This is a genomic window from Paenibacillus sp. FSL W8-0439, from assembly GCF_038008995.1.
GTDB classification, from domain to species: Bacteria; Bacillota; Bacilli; order Paenibacillales; family Paenibacillaceae; genus Paenibacillus; species Paenibacillus polymyxa.
In genome coordinates, this window is the sequence record NZ_JBBPAK010000001.1 from 1,852,918 (window position 1) to 1,868,846 (window position 15,929).

The following is a 15,929-nucleotide window of genomic DNA, read 5'->3' on the forward strand; positions in this document are numbered from 1 at the left end:
AGTGTGAACAATGAGAATAACAGACCTGATGATTAAAGAAACGATGATCATGGACCTGCAGGCAACGACAAAGGACGGGGCGATTGAGGAACTCATCACCAGTCTCGAAGCAAGTGGACGTATTAATGACCGGGCCTTGTTCAAAGAAATGATATACAAACGCGAAGCTGAATCCAGCACTGGAATCGGCGGTGGTATTGCGATGCCGCATGCCAAGACGAAAGCCGTGAATGAAGCGACCGTCGTTTTTGCCAAAAGCAGTAAAGGCGTAGAATTCGAATCGCTGGACGGTGAGCCCGCGAAGGTATTCTTTATGATTGCAGCTCCAGAGGGAGCAGCAAACACACATCTTCGCACACTGGCTGCCCTTTCTCGGTTGCTCATTGATACTGATTTCATCGACAAGCTGATGAATACACAAACACCGGATGAAGTAACCGAGCTATTTGATACTAAGCAGGCGGAAGAAGAAGCTGCCAAGAAAGCAAAAGAGGCCAAGAAAGAGGCAGCCAAAGCACAGCAAACGCCGGACGTTATCGTTGGCAACCCGGATTCTGACGAGTTTGTAGTTGCGGTGACCGCTTGTCCTACAGGCATTGCGCACACGTTTATGGCTGAAGACGCTCTCATTAAGAAAGCGAAAGAAATGGGAGTCAATATCCGGGTAGAAACGAACGGCTCGGAAGGCGCACAAAACGTACTGACAGCAGATGAAATCCGTCGTGCCAAAGGCGTCATTGTTGCAGCTGACAAGAAGGTTGAAATGGCCAGATTTGACGGTAAACCTGTATTGCAAAGACCGGTAAGTGACGGTATCCGTAAATCTGAAGAACTGATTCGCAAAGCGCTGAACGGCGAAGCGCCAATTTACCGTAGTGAAGGTAAAGGCAACGCTGAAGAGTCAAAAGCCGAGAAGACCAGCGTAGGCAGTAAAATTTACAAGGATTTAATGAACGGGATTTCTCATATGTTGCCATTCGTTGTCGGCGGGGGGATTTTGTTAGCGATTTCCTTCTTGATCGAACAAGTGGCTGGAGAAGATAATGTACTATTCCAATTGCTGCAAACGATTGGCGGAGGAACAGGTGCATTTCACTTCCTGATTCCGATACTGGCCGGATTTATCGCAATGAGCATTGGAGACCGCCCGGCACTGATGCCAGGTATGGTCGGTGGTTTGATGGCTGTAAACTCCAATGCAGGGTTCCTTGGCGGTCTGGCAGCTGGTTTCATGGCCGGTTATGTAGTTATCTTCCTGCGTAAAGCTTTTGCAGGTCTGCCGAAAGCTCTGGACGGTTTAAAACCAATCTTGTTATACCCTGTATTTGGACTCCTAATTTCAGGCGCGATTATGTTCTACCTGTTCGATCCAATTTTTGGTGGTATTAATACGTGGCTTGTCAATGTTCTGAACAATTTGGGAACTGGTAATGCGGTTATTTTGGGTCTGATTCTGGGCGGAATGATGTCGATCGACATGGGCGGACCTTTCAACAAAGCAGCATACGCATTTTCGATCGGTGTCTTTACTTCCAGCGGTAACACAAACGGGGCTATGATGGCAGCTGTTATGGCAGGCGGTATGGTGCCTCCACTGGCGATCGCACTAGCTTCGACGTTCTTCAAAAATAAATTTACCGAGCAAGAACGCAAGTCTGGCTTGACAAACTATGTACTCGGATTGTCCTTCATTACGGAAGGTGCCATTCCATTCGCGGCTGCTGACCCTCTGCGAGTCCTGACCTCTTGTATTGTAGGGTCGGCGATCGCTGGCGGTCTGACGCAATTCTGGCAAATCAATCTTCCAGCTCCGCATGGCGGAATTTTTGTAGCAGCTCTTGCCAACCATGCGTTGCTATTCTTGCTTGCAGTGGCGATCGGCTCCGTGATTTCCGCGCTCATTCTGGGACTGTGGAAAAAACCAGTTGAAACGAAATAACGAGTATCACAAGAGTATAGAAATTAAAAGAGGAGCCGAACTCCTCTTGGTCTTATCATAGGAAAACCGCTAAACACTCGTATATCGAGGTGTTTAGCGGTTTTTTTATGGGCTCATAATATTTTCAGCTCCAACGGGTGTCATTCCCCACTGTTTTTTTAACCAGCTGCATAAACAGCCTTTGGGCCGAAGTCAGGTATTGTGGGTGCTGATTGTTTTGTAATAGTCCGATGGGGATATTCGGATCTGTTAGCTGGAGAGGAATGGTGACCAGGTCCTTCTGCAAAGGCATTGATGACAGAACCACTCCAACCGAAGGAAACGTATGTACAAATGAGGGTATAGACGAAATTTGACTGACGGTATAAAAAAAAGGCATCGACGGGAAGCGGGAAAGCTCCTTCTCCAGTCGTATATGATACAAGCAGTTCTTACCTCCGACGATAAGCGGATACTCATACAGATCTTCGAGCTGAAGCTCACTTCTTACCGCGAAGGGATGACTGCGGGACACGATAAAAGCAATTTGTTCATGATACAGAGGTTCGAAATGTAGGGAAGGAATCGAGTGAGGTTCTCCAGAGATTGCAAAATCCAGCGTACCGTCCAACAAAGCTTTGGAGAGTGCATCCGTGTTTCCCACTGTAAAGTGGCACGTAATATTCGGTTTATGCTCTCGAAACTGTCGTAGAATCAACGGCAGTGCGATAGTAGCTACCGTTTCAATCACACCGATATGGAGCGTGCCAATCTCTTCATTTTTCAGCGACTTCGCCTGATCCATTACAAAATTCCAATGCTGAATAAGACCGTCAACCTCTTCGGCATACATTTTTCCAGAGGCGGTTAATTCCGCATCCCAGCCTCTTTTAAAAAGCTGAAATCCCAGCTCTTTCTCTAGCCTCTGGATTTGGTTCGTAACTGTAGATTGTGCGTAGTTTAATTTAGCGGCAGCTTTTGAGAAGGTTCCTTCTTCAATAATGGTACGAAACGTAGTTAACTCTTTTAAATCCATATGGACTCATCTCCATCGATAAAATTGAATATGTTTATGATTATTTTCAATTATACAGATGAAGATAAGGAGAGTACAATCATCTTATCCCAACGGATAGGAGAGAATGAATATGCCTTTTGTACGAGTAGGTTATTTGGAGCAACAATACACAGAGCAAGAGCTGCCTGGCATTAGCCGCTGTATCATGAATGCTTTGATTGAACATTTTCAGGTCCCGCCCAAGGATTATTTTCAGGCTTTTCATGCTCATAAGCAGAGCGAGTTTTATTATAGTTCCGATTATTTGAATATATTCAGAACAGACAAGCTGCTTTATATCCAAATTACGATGGGATCGGGTAGAACTACGGAACAAAAAAAGAGTTTTTACCAAAGATTAGCCGAACTCATATCTATTAAATGCAAGATTAGACCGGAGGATGTATTTGTGACACTGGTAGAGACCGAATTAGAGGATTGGTCCTTTGGCAACGGACTTGCCCAGATGATATTATGAAGCATAAATTAATTAGATCGAGTGTTCGGGAAACGATAGGTGATTTTGCACCCGCTTTTGTAAGCTATACGGAGGAAGTTCTTTTTGGAGATGTATGGAGAAGAAGTGAGCTATCTCTTAGGGAACGGAGTCTCATTACAGTTGCCGCTCTGGTAGCGGGTGAGCATGTGAATCAACTTCCTTATCATCTGAACCTGGCCAAGGAGAACGGGATTTCGGAGGAAGAATTGATTGAGGTCATTACACAGCTAGCCTTTTACGTAGGATGGCCGCGGGCAGCCTCAGCAGTTCAGGTTGCCAAAGACATATTTTGCAAAGAAAAAGAACGTTAAGCATCAACTTAAAAGCTGCTGAGCACAGGGATTTCGAGTGTTTGACGGTTTTTTGGCATGATTGTATTGTTATTCTGCTTTGAAAGCGGTATAGTAAGAGTAATTGAATGAGGGGCATAGTGTCCTTCGGGATTGTTACTGATAAGCAGGCGATACCCAAATAATGACTAATGGACTTAGTCGTTATTTGGTTTTTTTTGTTATTCCAACTTTGTTATTACATCAATGAGGTGAGCAGATAGATGATCATCCGGCAAATATTTAACAACAATGTCATTCGGGCCGAAAATCAGGTAGGTCATGAGTTTGTTGTCATAGGGAACGGTCTGGGTTTTAAAAAGAAAAATGGTCAAAGGGTCGATGAAGAAAAAATAGAAAAAACCTTTGTATTAAAGTCCGATAAAATTCCGCAAAAATTAATTGATCTCATTGGTGAGACATCTGTAGAGTATTTGAAGGTGGCGGATGAAATTGTAGGCAGCGCCAAAAAAGAAATGGGAGATATTTTTAGTGATAATATCTATATTTCGTTGATTGACCATATTCAATTTGCCATCTCTCGATACAGAAAATCCGTGGGACTTAAAAATTCACTGTTATGGCAGATCAAAAAATTTTACAAAAAAGAATTTATGATAGGTATGAATGCATTGGACATCATTCATGCTCAATTTGGCATTCAAATGGATGAGCATGAAGCAAGCTTTATTGCCATGCATTTTGTTAATGCAAGACAAGACGGTCAGGGCATGAAACAAACGGTTGAGATTACTGAAGTCATTGATGACATTTTCAATATTGTAACCGATTACTATCAGATTACACTGGATGAAACCTCATTTAATTATTCGCGATTTATTACACATTTGCAGTACTTTGCCCAACGTTTGCTGAGCAATGAACAAGAGCAATTAGCATCAGGGGATAACTTCTTGTATGACCAAGTCAAAGAAAAATACGAGAGGGCTTTTCAGTGCACCCAATTAATTAATCAATACTTGGAATTAAAGCATGAAAGTGCGATGTCGATTGACGAGAAAGTGTATTTGACGATTCATATACAGCGTGTAACCTCCAGAAATGATTTGGCTGATGCTTAGAAAAAAAAGCTTGCAAACGATTTCGGAGTGTTTTATAGTAGGCTCACAACTTAAATTTAAGGATTGTTACTGATAAGCAGGCGATACCTAAATGAATGGCAGTGATCATTTTCTATGATCATGCAGGCCTTTCGTTTAGGTATTTTTTTGTTTTCAGGCAATCTGCCCCAGAGGAGAATGAACATGGACCATAAGAAAATGGGCGAGGATATCGTACGTCTCGTTGGAGGAGAAGAAAATATTAATGGGCTTGTCCATTGTGCTACACGGCTCCGATTTGACCTGAATGATTCACGAAAAGCTGAAAGAGAAGCGCTTGAGAAACACGAGGGAGTCATTACTGTTGTTGAAAGCGGAGGACAATTTCAAGTCGTGATTGGCAGCCATGTTGCCTATGTATATACGGAAATCATGAAAAACAGGGATTTTGGGTCAGACAACTCTGCGGCGAACGAATCCAGCGGAAAGAAGACATCCGTCATATCCACAATCTTTGAAGTCATTTCCGGCAGTTTCTCCCCGTTGATTCCGGCGATGGCAGGCTCGGGGATGCTGAAAGCCCTCTTGACGGTTTTGACCTTGCTGGGCTGGATGTCCGCAACAAGTGATACCTATCTGATCCTGTCTGCTGCCGGGAATGCTGTATTTTACTTCTTGCCGATTTTACTAGGGATTACGCTCGGTATAAAGCTAAAAGCGAATCCTTATGTAGCTGGTGTGATCGGTGCAGCTCTCCTGGAACCTAACTTTACGGGACTGATGGACAAAGGTTCTGATGTATCGTTTTTGGGAATACCGGTGGTCATGATGAACTACTCAGCGAGTGTTTTTCCGATATTCATATCTATCAGCATCTATGCGTTGGTAGACAAGTTTTTGAAGAAGATCATTCTTAAGGATTTGCAGCTGTTTTTAGTTCCGATGTTGGCTTTAATGATTATGGTTCCTTTATCTGCAATAGCATTCGGACCGTTTGGTACAACAGTAGGAGATTGGATTTCTTCGGGTGTGACATGGTTAATCGGTGTAAGCGGCATTTTGTCAGGGATTGTGCTTGGCGGTTTTATGACCTTTATGGTCGTCTTCGGACTTCACTGGGGCTTTACCCCGATCACGATTCAAAATATCGGTGTTGGCGGTGATCCGATTGAGGCTATGGCGGCTGCGGCTGTATTTGCTCAAATTGGTGTCGCATTCGGTATCTTCCTGAAGGCGAAAAAAGATAAAACACTTAGAACCCTTGCGGGTTCCACGAGTATTACAGGCTTGCTGGCGGGTGTAACAGAGCCGATTGTGTATGGTCTGGTGCTTCGCTTTAAACGAGTCATTCCAATTGTCATTATCGCAGGGGCGATAGGCGGTGCCATCAATGGACATTTTGGAGTGAAAATGACGGCTTATGTGTTTCACAACATTTTTGCGATTCCGGTCTATACGCCGACCTTGGTTTACGTAATTGCCATCGCATGCTCGTTCGCGGTAGCCACGGTGCTGACTCTTATTTTTGGCTATGAAAGCAAGGTGAAGGGGGAGACGGCAGCAACCGTTGAGACCACTAAGACGGAAGAACCTCTACTAGCTGTTACAGCAACTAAGGCTGTTGACATCAAGAAAGAAACGATATACAGCCCGATCACAGGCAAGACTACACCACTGAGCCAAGTGAATGATTCGGCATTTTCTACAGGGGCAATGGGAAAAGGCTTAGCCATTGAACCATCTGTCGGTGAGGTCGTAGCGCCCATAGATGGAGTTGTAACCTCGCTGTTCCCTACAGGACACGCCATCGGCTTGACTTCCAAGGCGGGTACGGAGATATTAATTCATATCGGAATTAACACCGTCGCGCTGAAAGGGAAGCATTTTAATCCGGTCGTTCAAGAGGGAGATATCGTAAAACAAGGGGACTTGTTAATCCAATTTGACAGAGAGCAGATTATAGAAGCAGGGTACGAAATCGTAACCCCTGTCATTGTCACACTGACGAAAAACAAAGTGGACGTATTTGAGACAAGTCAGGAGCAGATTCAAAAAAATGAAGTATTGCTAACTTTGGTGGTGTAATACAGGAAAGCTCATCCTCACGTACATGAATTGCGAAATCAGAAGGATATAACGATAACTGGAGGGACTATAGCATGAAACATAATCAATTGAAGGCATTTCCTGAAAACTTCTTCTGGGGAGGTTCTACTTCCGCCTATCAAGTAGAGGGTGCATGGGACGAAGATGGAAAAGGACCCTCTGTCATTGACATGGCTAACCACGTCGAAGGAGTCACTGATTTTAAGGTAACCAGTGATCATTACCATATGTTCAAAGAGGACGTAGCTCTGATGGCTGAAATGGGCTTTAAGGCGTACCGCTTCTCGATCGCTTGGACACGCATCTATCCACAAGGCGCGGGTGAAGTCAATCCGAAGGGAATTGCATTTTACAGCTCATTGATTGACGAATTAATTAAATATGGTATTGAGCCCATTGTTACTATGTATCACTTTGATCTGCCCTATGCGCTTGAACAACAAGGCGGATGGTCCAAAAGGGAAACGATTGATGCCTTCGAGCAGTATGCCAAAACGTTGTTTGAGAACTTTGGGGACAGAGTCAAATACTGGCTAACCATTAACGAACAAAACATGCTGATTCTCCATCCTGGTTCTATTGGTACATTGGATACAAGTCTGGAAAATCCACAAAAGGTACTGTATCAACAAAATCATCATATGTTAGTTGCGCAGGCGAAGGCAATGGTATTGTGCCATGACATGCTACCTAATGCGAAAATTGGACCAGCACCGAATATTGGGGTCATTTATCCAGCTAGTTCCAAACCGGAAGATACGCTGGCAGCTGACAACTATGCAGCTATTCGCAACTGGCTCTACCTGGATATGGCTGTATTTGGCCGCTACAACCACATTGCCTGGAGCTATTTGGTCGAGAAGGGCTATGAGCCTGTTATTGAAGAAGGGGATATGGATATATTAGCGAAAGGAAATCCAGATTTTATCGCCTTTAACTACTATACCTCCCAAACTGTAGGGGAAAGTTTGGATGATGGAAATGATTTTTCACATACAGGCGATCAGCATGAAATTGTGGGTGAACCCGGAGCATACCGGGGCTCTGTGAACCCCAACCTGCAAAAGACAGAGTTTGGCTGGGAGATTGATCCGGTCGGTTTTAGAAGTACATTACGTCAAATATATTCTCGCTACCACTTGCCCTTAATCGTGACAGAGAACGGCTTGGGCGCTTTTGACAAGCTGGAAGAAGGGGATGTAGTAAACGATCCTTATCGTATTGACTTCTTCAACAAGCATATCGAGCAGATTCAATTGGCTATTACAGACGGCGTAGACGTATTCGGCTTCTGTCCGTGGTCTGCGATTGATCTTGTGAGTACCCACCAGGGCTCCAGTAAGCGTTACGGATTCATCTATGTGGATCGTGAGGAATTTGATCTCAAAGATCTGCGCCGCATTCGTAAACAAAGCTTCTACTGGTATCAAAAGCTGATCGCTACAAACGGTGAAGTCCGTTAATTAATACAACCGTGCAAAAGCACCTCCTTGAAATGGATGTTACCATTTTGAGGAGGTGTTTCTATTATCCCTTTGCCCAGAAGCGTGATTATGTATTATATAATAGAAGAAACACAAACGGAAAGGACATCATGCATTGACCTTACAACAATTAAAATATGTCATCGAGGTTACCAATCGTGGCTCCATGAATGAGGCGGCGAAGCGGTTGTTCATTTCCCAGCCCAGTCTGTCGAACGCGATTCGCGATCTGGAGGAAGAAATTCATATCACTATTTTTGAGCGTACCAATAAAGGCATTTCTTTGTCCAAAGAAGGCGTGGAATTCCTCGGTTATGCACGTCAGGTCGTTGAGCAGGCGGAGCTGCTGGAAAATCGCTATCTGGATGCCAAGCCTTCACCACAGCATTTTGCTGTGTCCACGCAGCATTATGCTTTTGCAGTAAATGCATTCGTAAATCTGGTGAATCAATATGGACAGGATGAATATGAACTGGCTTTGCGGGAGACCAAAACCCATGAAATCATACAGGATGTCAAAAGCCTGCGCAGTGAGATCGGAATCCTGTATCTGAACGAATTTAACGCTAAGGTCATCAACAAGCTGCTAAAAGATGCAAATCTGCAATTCAACAGCCTGTTTACGGCCAAGCCGCACATTTTTATCAGTGCCAATAATCCGCTATCCCGGCAGTCTAGCGTGACCATTGACCAGCTTCATCCTTATCCATACCTGTCCTTTGAGCAAGGGGAGTACAATTCCTTTCACTTCTCCGAGGAAATTCTGAGTACGTTGTCGCATCCCAAAAGCATTCATGTTAATGACCGGGCGACCCTTTTTAATCTGCTTATTGGCTTGAACGGTTATACCATTTCTACTGGGGTAATTAGTGCGGATCTGAACGGTAACGAGATAATTTCCGTCCCTCTGGAGTGTGATGAGTCTATTAATGTAGGATGGATTTGCCATAAAAACGTCGCGCTCTCCAAGCTGGCTACTGTCTATGTAGAAGCGTTGCATGAGGCGATAGGGGAATAAAAAAGTTTGATATAGCCTTAGGCTATAACTAGCTATAGTTTATTGGAGTTACCTTATAGCTGAGAATGTATGTTATCTTTCTTACAACAACTTCACTACTGAAGCGAAAAAGGAGATAACCCTAATGAGCAGCATCCTTGACAATGCATCCCAACGTAAAGTGACCCCTTTCAGACATGACATGGTCGGCAGCTTTTTGCGCCCGCAAGCGATCAAAGACGCCAGAACTCAATTTCAAAATAATGAAATCTCTGCGGACGAGCTGAGAAAGATTGAAGATGAAGAAATTATCAAGCTGGTCGAAAAGCAAAAATCCGTAGGACTTCAAGCTGTGACGGATGGTGAATTCAGACGGTCCTGGTGGCATCTTGATTTTATGTGGGGACTGGACGGCGTGGAAAAGGTACAGCTTGCAAACGGCTACCAATTCCAAGGTGTGGAAACAAGAGCGGAAACCGCACGCTTGTCCGGTAAAATCGGACATTCTCATCATCCTTTCATTGAAGATTTCAAATTCCTGAAGCAAGTCGCAGGAGAGGATGCTATCGCCCGCCAAACGATTCCGGCACCTGCGCAGTTCCTGGCTGAGCTGCTGCGCGGAGAAAATAAAGAAACAACCGATACGTATTACAGCAATCTGGATGAACTGGTGACGGACATTGCCAAAGCCTACAAATCTGTGATCCAAGCGCTGTATAATGAAGGCTGCCGCAGCCTGCAACTGGATGATTGCACATGGGGCATGCTCTGTGATAAAAACTATTGGCAAGCTAGACAGCATGCGGGTGAAAATGTGGAAGATACCAAAAAGCTATTCGCTCGCGTGAATCAGGAAGCCGTGAAGGATCTTCCAGCCGATTTGGTCGTTACAACCCACGTATGCCGTGGTAACTACCATTCCACCTGGGCATCTTCAGGCGGCTATGAGCCTGTAGCCGAAACCCTGTTCGGCATCGATAACATCGACGGCTACTATCTCGAATTCGATACCGACCGTGCGGGTGATTTCACCCCGCTTAAGCATCTGAAAGATGAAAAACAGGTCGTACTGGGCCTCGTTTCCTCCAAAACAGGTGAACTGGAAGACAAACAGACGGTCATTAACCGCATTAAGGAAGCGACTCAATTCGTGGACATTAACCACATCTGCCTCAGCCCACAATGCGGCTTTGCTTCGACAGAAGAAGGTAATATTCTGACCGAAGAGCAGCAATGGAAAAAGCTTGCTTTCATAAAAGAGATTGCGGACGAAATTTGGAAGTAAGGGTTTAGTTTAGAGGAATTGAATTGGAAAGAATCTAATTACTAAAACACGCCATTTGAGGGCGTGTTTTTTATTTGGAAACCTACCTACAGCACCTATAAAATATGCACTATTCACTAGTAATAATCCAAACGTTTTAATCACCACCACATTAGAAAGACAAAATCCTTATAGAATTTCTATAAAACTGACGAGTTGCGCACAGCATAAGCTGACAATGGAGCAGGAGAATGAGCGCAAACGGAAATTAATGACGTGTTGATTGAATGTGTGTATGTTAAATCTGATGGGAAGGGATAGCAAGTTATTGTTTTAGTGTTGGAAAAACTAGAAATTGCCCCAATTTGCGGTGATTTTACGGTGACTATTATGGGTTTAAATGGTAGAGTGAATATATTAAGTTAAAACATGGGCAGCCAATAAAGATAGGTGGGGTGGGCATGCAAATTTCTTTTTACAATGAATATTTAAATCTAGAGCAAGATGGTAGGGAGATTTATTTAATATACAATAGTCTATCTAATGGTTTCGGTGAGATTCAAAAAGAATTGTACAATGCCTTCATTACAAATGATGTATCTTACCTTGCAAAATGTGAAGAAATTGATCATTTGATTCGGGGACAGTTTGTATACCAAGAACCAATCAATGAATTAGAACAAATGGAACAGCGTTTCACTGCGATCCGAAACCAGGAAGACAGGTTAAGTCTAACGATTCTTCCTACATTTAATTGTAACTTTAGATGCTATTACTGTTATGAGAAGCTAACCGAGAAATCAGGTAATCATGCTTTTACAGATAAAATACAGAAGGACATCCTTTTATATGTACAACAATCCATGGAGGCTTCACATTTAAAACATGTTTCTGTGAATTGGACAGGCGGAGAACCATTGCTTGAATTTAAAAAGGTAACAGCAATGATGGAAAAAATGAACGAATTGGCAATAGAAAACCAAGTTGAAATCGTGCATAACATGGTGAGTAATGGATATTTGCTGACGAGGAAACGAGCTCAAGTATTAAAGGACCTGGGTTTGAGAAAAATTCAAATTACTCTGGATGGTAGCCAAAAAAATCACGATCAACGGAGAGTATTAGCTAACCAGCAAGGAACATTTGATCAAATAATAAATAATATTAGAGATTCATGTGATCTAATTCACATAACTGTACGTTCTAACGTAGACCATAGTAATGTAGAGTCATTTGACGAATATATAGAGTACTTGGGAAAACAAGATTTTAAGCACAAGATGGATATTTATTTCTCTCCTACGACGGACTACGATACAGGAGGATGTTCAAGTAGTGGTGGTTGTTTTGCGAATAAGGAATTTTCGAGAATTATTTTGGAATTGTATAGTAAGGCGTTGAAAAATGGTCTTCACATATCCTACTATCCTAAATATGAACCAGTGATTTGTGCTGCAATTTCAAAGAATACGATGGTTATACAGCCGGATGGTTGGATACAGAAGTGTTGGGACACTGTAGGGAATCCTAATCACGTAATTGGGCACATAAGTGACTTCACCAACACAAAAGGAGATGACGGAAAATGGATGGGGTTTTCTCCTTATACTGTTCCCAAATGTCGAAATTGTTCTGTTCTACCTTTATGTGGCGGGGGATGTGCACAGCAATCGTTTGAGAGTGCAGACAAACAGCCGATCTGCTGTGAATACAAATATAATCTAAAGGAGATGTTGGAATTTAATTTTCAACAACTTAGTATGTAAACGCTAACTTTATAGGCATCACTTCTATTCTTATGAAAGGAGGTGAGAAAAATGCGTTGGATTGTTGAACCTCAAGCTGTTCAAAACTCTGTTGAGCCTAACTGGTGTCTTGTACGTAACAGTAATGGTTGTGTGCTCCACTTTTAAGGCATCATTATACTTCGTCGCCGTCTGTTCAGTTATTGGACAGACGGTTATCTTTCTCTATCGAGTCACGCTTAAAGATGTATAAAATATGGGGGTTAGAATATGAATACCATATTAATTATAGATCATGTACGCTGTTCAGGAGAGTCTATTCAAACATGGATTGAAAATGAGGGCCAAGTGGATGTAATGCTTGTACATTCTATTGCACAGGCGCTCGAAAAGCTTAAAGTACATAGCATTGATCTTTTTATTTACATCGGGCACAAATCGCTGTCTGAAGAGGTGAAATGCATTCAGTTGCTCCCTCAAATTCCTATATTATATATCGGAATAATTAATGGTTATCCAGCATTAGACAGACTTTTACATAATGGCGTCACAGCAATATTAAAACAAGAATCATCACCCGAACAGATACTTAGAGCTGTCCATTCCGTACTGAATGGAATGGCAGTTCTTCCAGTACATTTACTTCATCAATTGCACCATCGGGAAGGAATGAAGGATTATGTGCTGCTTAATAGGAAGGAACGCTCGATTTTAGAATGGATTGCAGAGGGAAAAAGCAACAAGGAGCTTGCCACAATTTTTTGCGTAAGCCAGAGAACAATCGAATATTATCTAACAAATATATACAATAAATTCAAAGTTAGTTCTAGATGTGAGGCAGTTATTGCAGCTAAGGATAGAGGAATCATTAATGTATAGAAAACCGCTTTGTCGCCTACTAAAAGCACCTTTAGCCACTGAGTATAGCGAAGAGTTAATCATATGGATGGGGGTTATAGAATGAAATTATTTGTGCTGAAATATAAAAGTCAATTAATATTACTCATTCTATTAATTATAGTATCAAGTTTGACAAATATGTATATGGCATTTATATCTAGGGGGCTAGTAGATGTTGCTACGTCAGGACAAGGACGGGGCTTTGCAGTAAAGGTATTATGGGCTGTTGGTTTTATTATTGCAAGCACTGCATTTAGATTTTTTGCGTTATTAACATATTCTTCTTATATCAGAAAGACAATGATTTATTTAAAGGAGGTAGTTTTTTGTCATATAATTGGAAAAAGTTTGATGCAGTTTTCTGCGCGTAATAGTGCCCAATACATATCTCTCTTTAATAATGATCTCAAGATTATTGAAGATGATTATTTTAAAAATATATTTAATTTCATTGGTATCGTCATTTCATTTACAGCTTCTTTAATTGCGTTATTTCTCCTTAGTCCTACTATCATGGTAGCGCTACTGTTACTTACCTTTTTATCCATGTTCATACCACGCCTTTTTGAGCAAAAACTGATACATGGAAAAAGCAAAGTCGTAGACTCTCTGGGAAAATTCACAGTTAAGATGAATGACATGTACTCCGGATTTGCAATCGTTAAAAGTTTTGGCATTGAAAAACATATGATTGGACAATATGATGTTATCAATACAGAAGTAGAAAACAACAAATATAAGTTTGCTAAATTGAGCGCCGGGGTTAACTCTCTCAGCGATTTGTTCGGCGGATTTATGTTTATTTCAGTATTTATTATCGGGAGTTTTCTCACCATACAAAATTCTATCACACTGGGGACGATGATTGCTTGTGTCCAATTAACTAATAGTGTAGTAAATCCAATTCAGATGAGTATTCAGTATATTGCTCAAATCCGCTCATTACGTGACATTTCAACGAAAATTATGGATATATTGCAAACAGAAACTCACGACACGAAATATATCCGTAAGGCAACAATTGAAAATGAAATTTTATTTAGAGACGTATCCTTCGGGTATAATAAAGAGGGGCATGATCTTCATCATTTAAATATGCGACTAGAGAAAGGCAAGAAGTATGCTTTGGTAGGAACGAGCGGGTCGGGAAAATCAACGATACTTAAGCTCCTTATGAAGCAGTACGAGACATACGAGGGTACAATTAGTGTGGATGATGTAAATTTAAAAGAAGTATCTGCTGAAAATTGGTGTCGACTACAATCGGTATTACAGCAGGATGTTTTCCTATTCGACGCAAGTATACAAGATAATATTACATTGTATGAACCTTATGAAGAAAACGAAATGGATGATGTCATCTTTCAATCTGGTTTGAATGCGCTTATTACTAGACTTCCGAAAGGAGTTGATACACAAGTAGGAGAAAACGGAAGTGTACTATCTGGGGGAGAAAAGCAAAGAATAGCTATTGCCAGAACATTGATGCGTCATGCGCCTCTGGTGCTAATGGATGAGCCAACATCTGCGCTTGATGCCGAGACGGCATATGAGATTGAAGAAATGGTAATAAATTTGGAAAACACACTTTGTGTCATTGTGACCCATAGATTGTCAAAATACATATTGGAACAGTATGATCTCATCTATATGTTTGACAATGGAACTATTGTCGAGCAAGGAACATTTAAAGAACTCTTGGAAAAGAAGGAACGTTTCTACACTATGTATGCAAGAACAGGAGAGGCGGAGATGACAGGAGAATTTAAAGATTTAAGCTTGGCTCATAGTCAAAGTAATGTCTGAATACAATTTTTAGGTAACATCATTATAGCCCTTTCTCCGTCTTAACACATGTGGAGTGCGTGGTAGTAATATTCGGTCTCTCATCATATTGGAGTGTGGAGAGATCCATAGTCGAAAACCCACCTGCATTGAAGAAACAGGTGGGCTTATTTGATTTTCATAAATTTGAAAATTCTTTTAATTTGTAATCTCCCGTATCACATTCCTCGCCAAGCGTACTTTCTCTGGACTCGATTTTTGAAGTATATTTACGATTTCTTGTATACCCTCTTCATGCTTCGTAACCTTAATATCCTCATTTACATAAGCGAACAGCTGAATCAAACTAACATCCAGTGCATCAGCAATTTTAGTTATGTTTATTAAAGATACGTTTTTTTCTCCAAGCGACTCCTGAGACAATCCTTTTTCTTTTCGCAAAGCCTATATTCTGGCACCCACTAGTTTGAGAACTTCTTTGTCTTCCATCGTCTACACCTTACTATTTTAAAAGTGAAGACAAGAAATCTAAATGAAAACATTGGTCCATGGCAAATAAATTTGCCGATTCGCCCGGTCGTTATCCGCTTTTCTACATACGATAAGAGTAAGCTTTAACGCAAGGAGGGATTTAGATATGGGTGAAGTAGGTTACGGTGGAGCATGGACATCCACAGGCGCGATTTTGGTATTGTTCATTTTGCTGGTGATTATCACCAAATCTTTTCTGATCTAACAGCAGGTTCAGATTTCCTAAAAATTCACAAAGCGGCCCTTTTTTCAC

Annotated in this window: 14 protein-coding genes; 12 read left to right on the forward strand and 2 right to left on the reverse strand. The window is 41.9% G+C overall.

The features are described 5' to 3' along the window. Nucleotides 1-10 precede the first annotated feature (10 nt). Nucleotides 11-1,939 carry a PTS fructose transporter subunit IIABC gene (locus MKX36_RS08090; RefSeq protein WP_016819657.1) on the forward strand — a complete coding sequence of 643 codons (1,929 nt, stop codon included), beginning with the start codon at nt 11-13 and terminating at the stop codon, nt 1,937-1,939. A gap of 124 nt (nt 1,940-2,063) precedes the next feature. On the opposite strand, the gene MKX36_RS08095 is transcribed toward MKX36_RS08090, so the two are convergent. Beyond that, nucleotides 2,064-2,954 (reverse strand): LysR family transcriptional regulator, encoded by an 891-nt coding sequence (locus MKX36_RS08095; protein WP_103042360.1) that lies wholly within the window; start codon nt 2,952-2,954, stop codon nt 2,064-2,066. Nucleotides 2,955-3,066: 112 nt separating this feature from the next. On the opposite strand from MKX36_RS08095, the gene MKX36_RS08100 reads away from it, so the two are divergent. The 10 genes from MKX36_RS08100 to MKX36_RS08145 all read left to right on the forward strand — a co-directional run bounded on the left by MKX36_RS08100 (nt 3,067) and on the right by MKX36_RS08145 (nt 15,166). Then, nucleotides 3,067-3,453 (forward strand): tautomerase family protein, encoded by a 387-nt coding sequence (locus MKX36_RS08100; RefSeq protein ID WP_340864507.1) that lies wholly within the window; start codon nt 3,067-3,069, stop codon nt 3,451-3,453. Further along, nucleotides 3,450-3,785 (forward strand): carboxymuconolactone decarboxylase family protein, encoded by a 336-nt coding sequence (locus MKX36_RS08105; protein WP_340864508.1) that lies wholly within the window; start codon nt 3,450-3,452, stop codon nt 3,783-3,785. The genes MKX36_RS08100 and MKX36_RS08105 overlap by 4 nt, the downstream gene beginning before the upstream one ends. Before the next feature lie 242 nt (nt 3,786-4,027). Beyond that, nucleotides 4,028-4,885 (forward strand): BglG family transcription antiterminator LicT, encoded by an 858-nt coding sequence (licT, locus tag MKX36_RS08110; RefSeq protein WP_019686863.1) that lies wholly within the window; start codon nt 4,028-4,030, stop codon nt 4,883-4,885. A gap of 183 nt (nt 4,886-5,068) precedes the next feature. Next, nucleotides 5,069-6,949 (forward strand): beta-glucoside-specific PTS transporter subunit IIABC, encoded by a 1,881-nt coding sequence (locus tag MKX36_RS08115; protein WP_340864509.1) that lies wholly within the window; start codon nt 5,069-5,071, stop codon nt 6,947-6,949. Nucleotides 6,950-7,023: 74 nt separating this feature from the next. Next, nucleotides 7,024-8,433 carry a glycoside hydrolase family 1 protein gene (locus MKX36_RS08120; protein WP_019686865.1) on the forward strand — a complete coding sequence of 470 codons (1,410 nt, stop codon included), beginning with the start codon at nt 7,024-7,026 and terminating at the stop codon, nt 8,431-8,433. Nucleotides 8,434-8,569: 136 nt separating this feature from the next. Further along, nucleotides 8,570-9,472: a LysR family transcriptional regulator gene (locus tag MKX36_RS08125; RefSeq protein WP_016819664.1), complete on the forward strand. Its 903-nt coding sequence runs from the start codon at nt 8,570-8,572 to the stop codon at nt 9,470-9,472. A gap of 124 nt (nt 9,473-9,596) precedes the next feature. After that, nucleotides 9,597-10,736 carry a 5-methyltetrahydropteroyltriglutamate--homocysteine S-methyltransferase gene (locus MKX36_RS08130; protein WP_017425888.1) on the forward strand — a complete coding sequence of 380 codons (1,140 nt, stop codon included), beginning with the start codon at nt 9,597-9,599 and terminating at the stop codon, nt 10,734-10,736. Between the two features lie 440 nt (nt 10,737-11,176). After that, nucleotides 11,177-12,481, forward strand: a complete 1,305-nt coding sequence (locus MKX36_RS08135) for a radical SAM/SPASM domain-containing protein (RefSeq protein WP_090887432.1) — start codon at nt 11,177-11,179, stop codon at nt 12,479-12,481. A gap of 249 nt (nt 12,482-12,730) precedes the next feature. Further along, complete coding sequence (locus MKX36_RS08140; RefSeq protein WP_340864510.1) at nt 12,731-13,339, forward strand: helix-turn-helix transcriptional regulator; 609 nt, start codon at nt 12,731-12,733, stop codon at nt 13,337-13,339. Nucleotides 13,340-13,420: 81 nt separating this feature from the next. After that, a complete protein-coding gene (locus tag MKX36_RS08145) occupies nt 13,421-15,166 on the forward strand; it encodes an ABC transporter ATP-binding protein (RefSeq protein WP_340864511.1) in 1,746 nt (581 codons plus the stop codon). A gap of 177 nt (nt 15,167-15,343) precedes the next feature. Here MKX36_RS08145 and MKX36_RS08150 read toward each other — a convergent pair whose 3' ends face one another. Then, nucleotides 15,344-15,586, reverse strand: a complete 243-nt coding sequence (locus MKX36_RS08150; RefSeq protein WP_340864512.1) for a transcriptional regulator — start codon at nt 15,584-15,586, stop codon at nt 15,344-15,346. A gap of 196 nt (nt 15,587-15,782) precedes the next feature. Here MKX36_RS08150 and MKX36_RS08155 point away from each other — a divergent pair, with 196 nt between their 5' ends. Continuing rightward, nucleotides 15,783-15,881, forward strand: a complete 99-nt coding sequence (locus tag MKX36_RS08155) for a hypothetical protein (RefSeq protein WP_014599622.1) — start codon at nt 15,783-15,785, stop codon at nt 15,879-15,881. Nucleotides 15,882-15,929 lie beyond the last annotated feature (48 nt).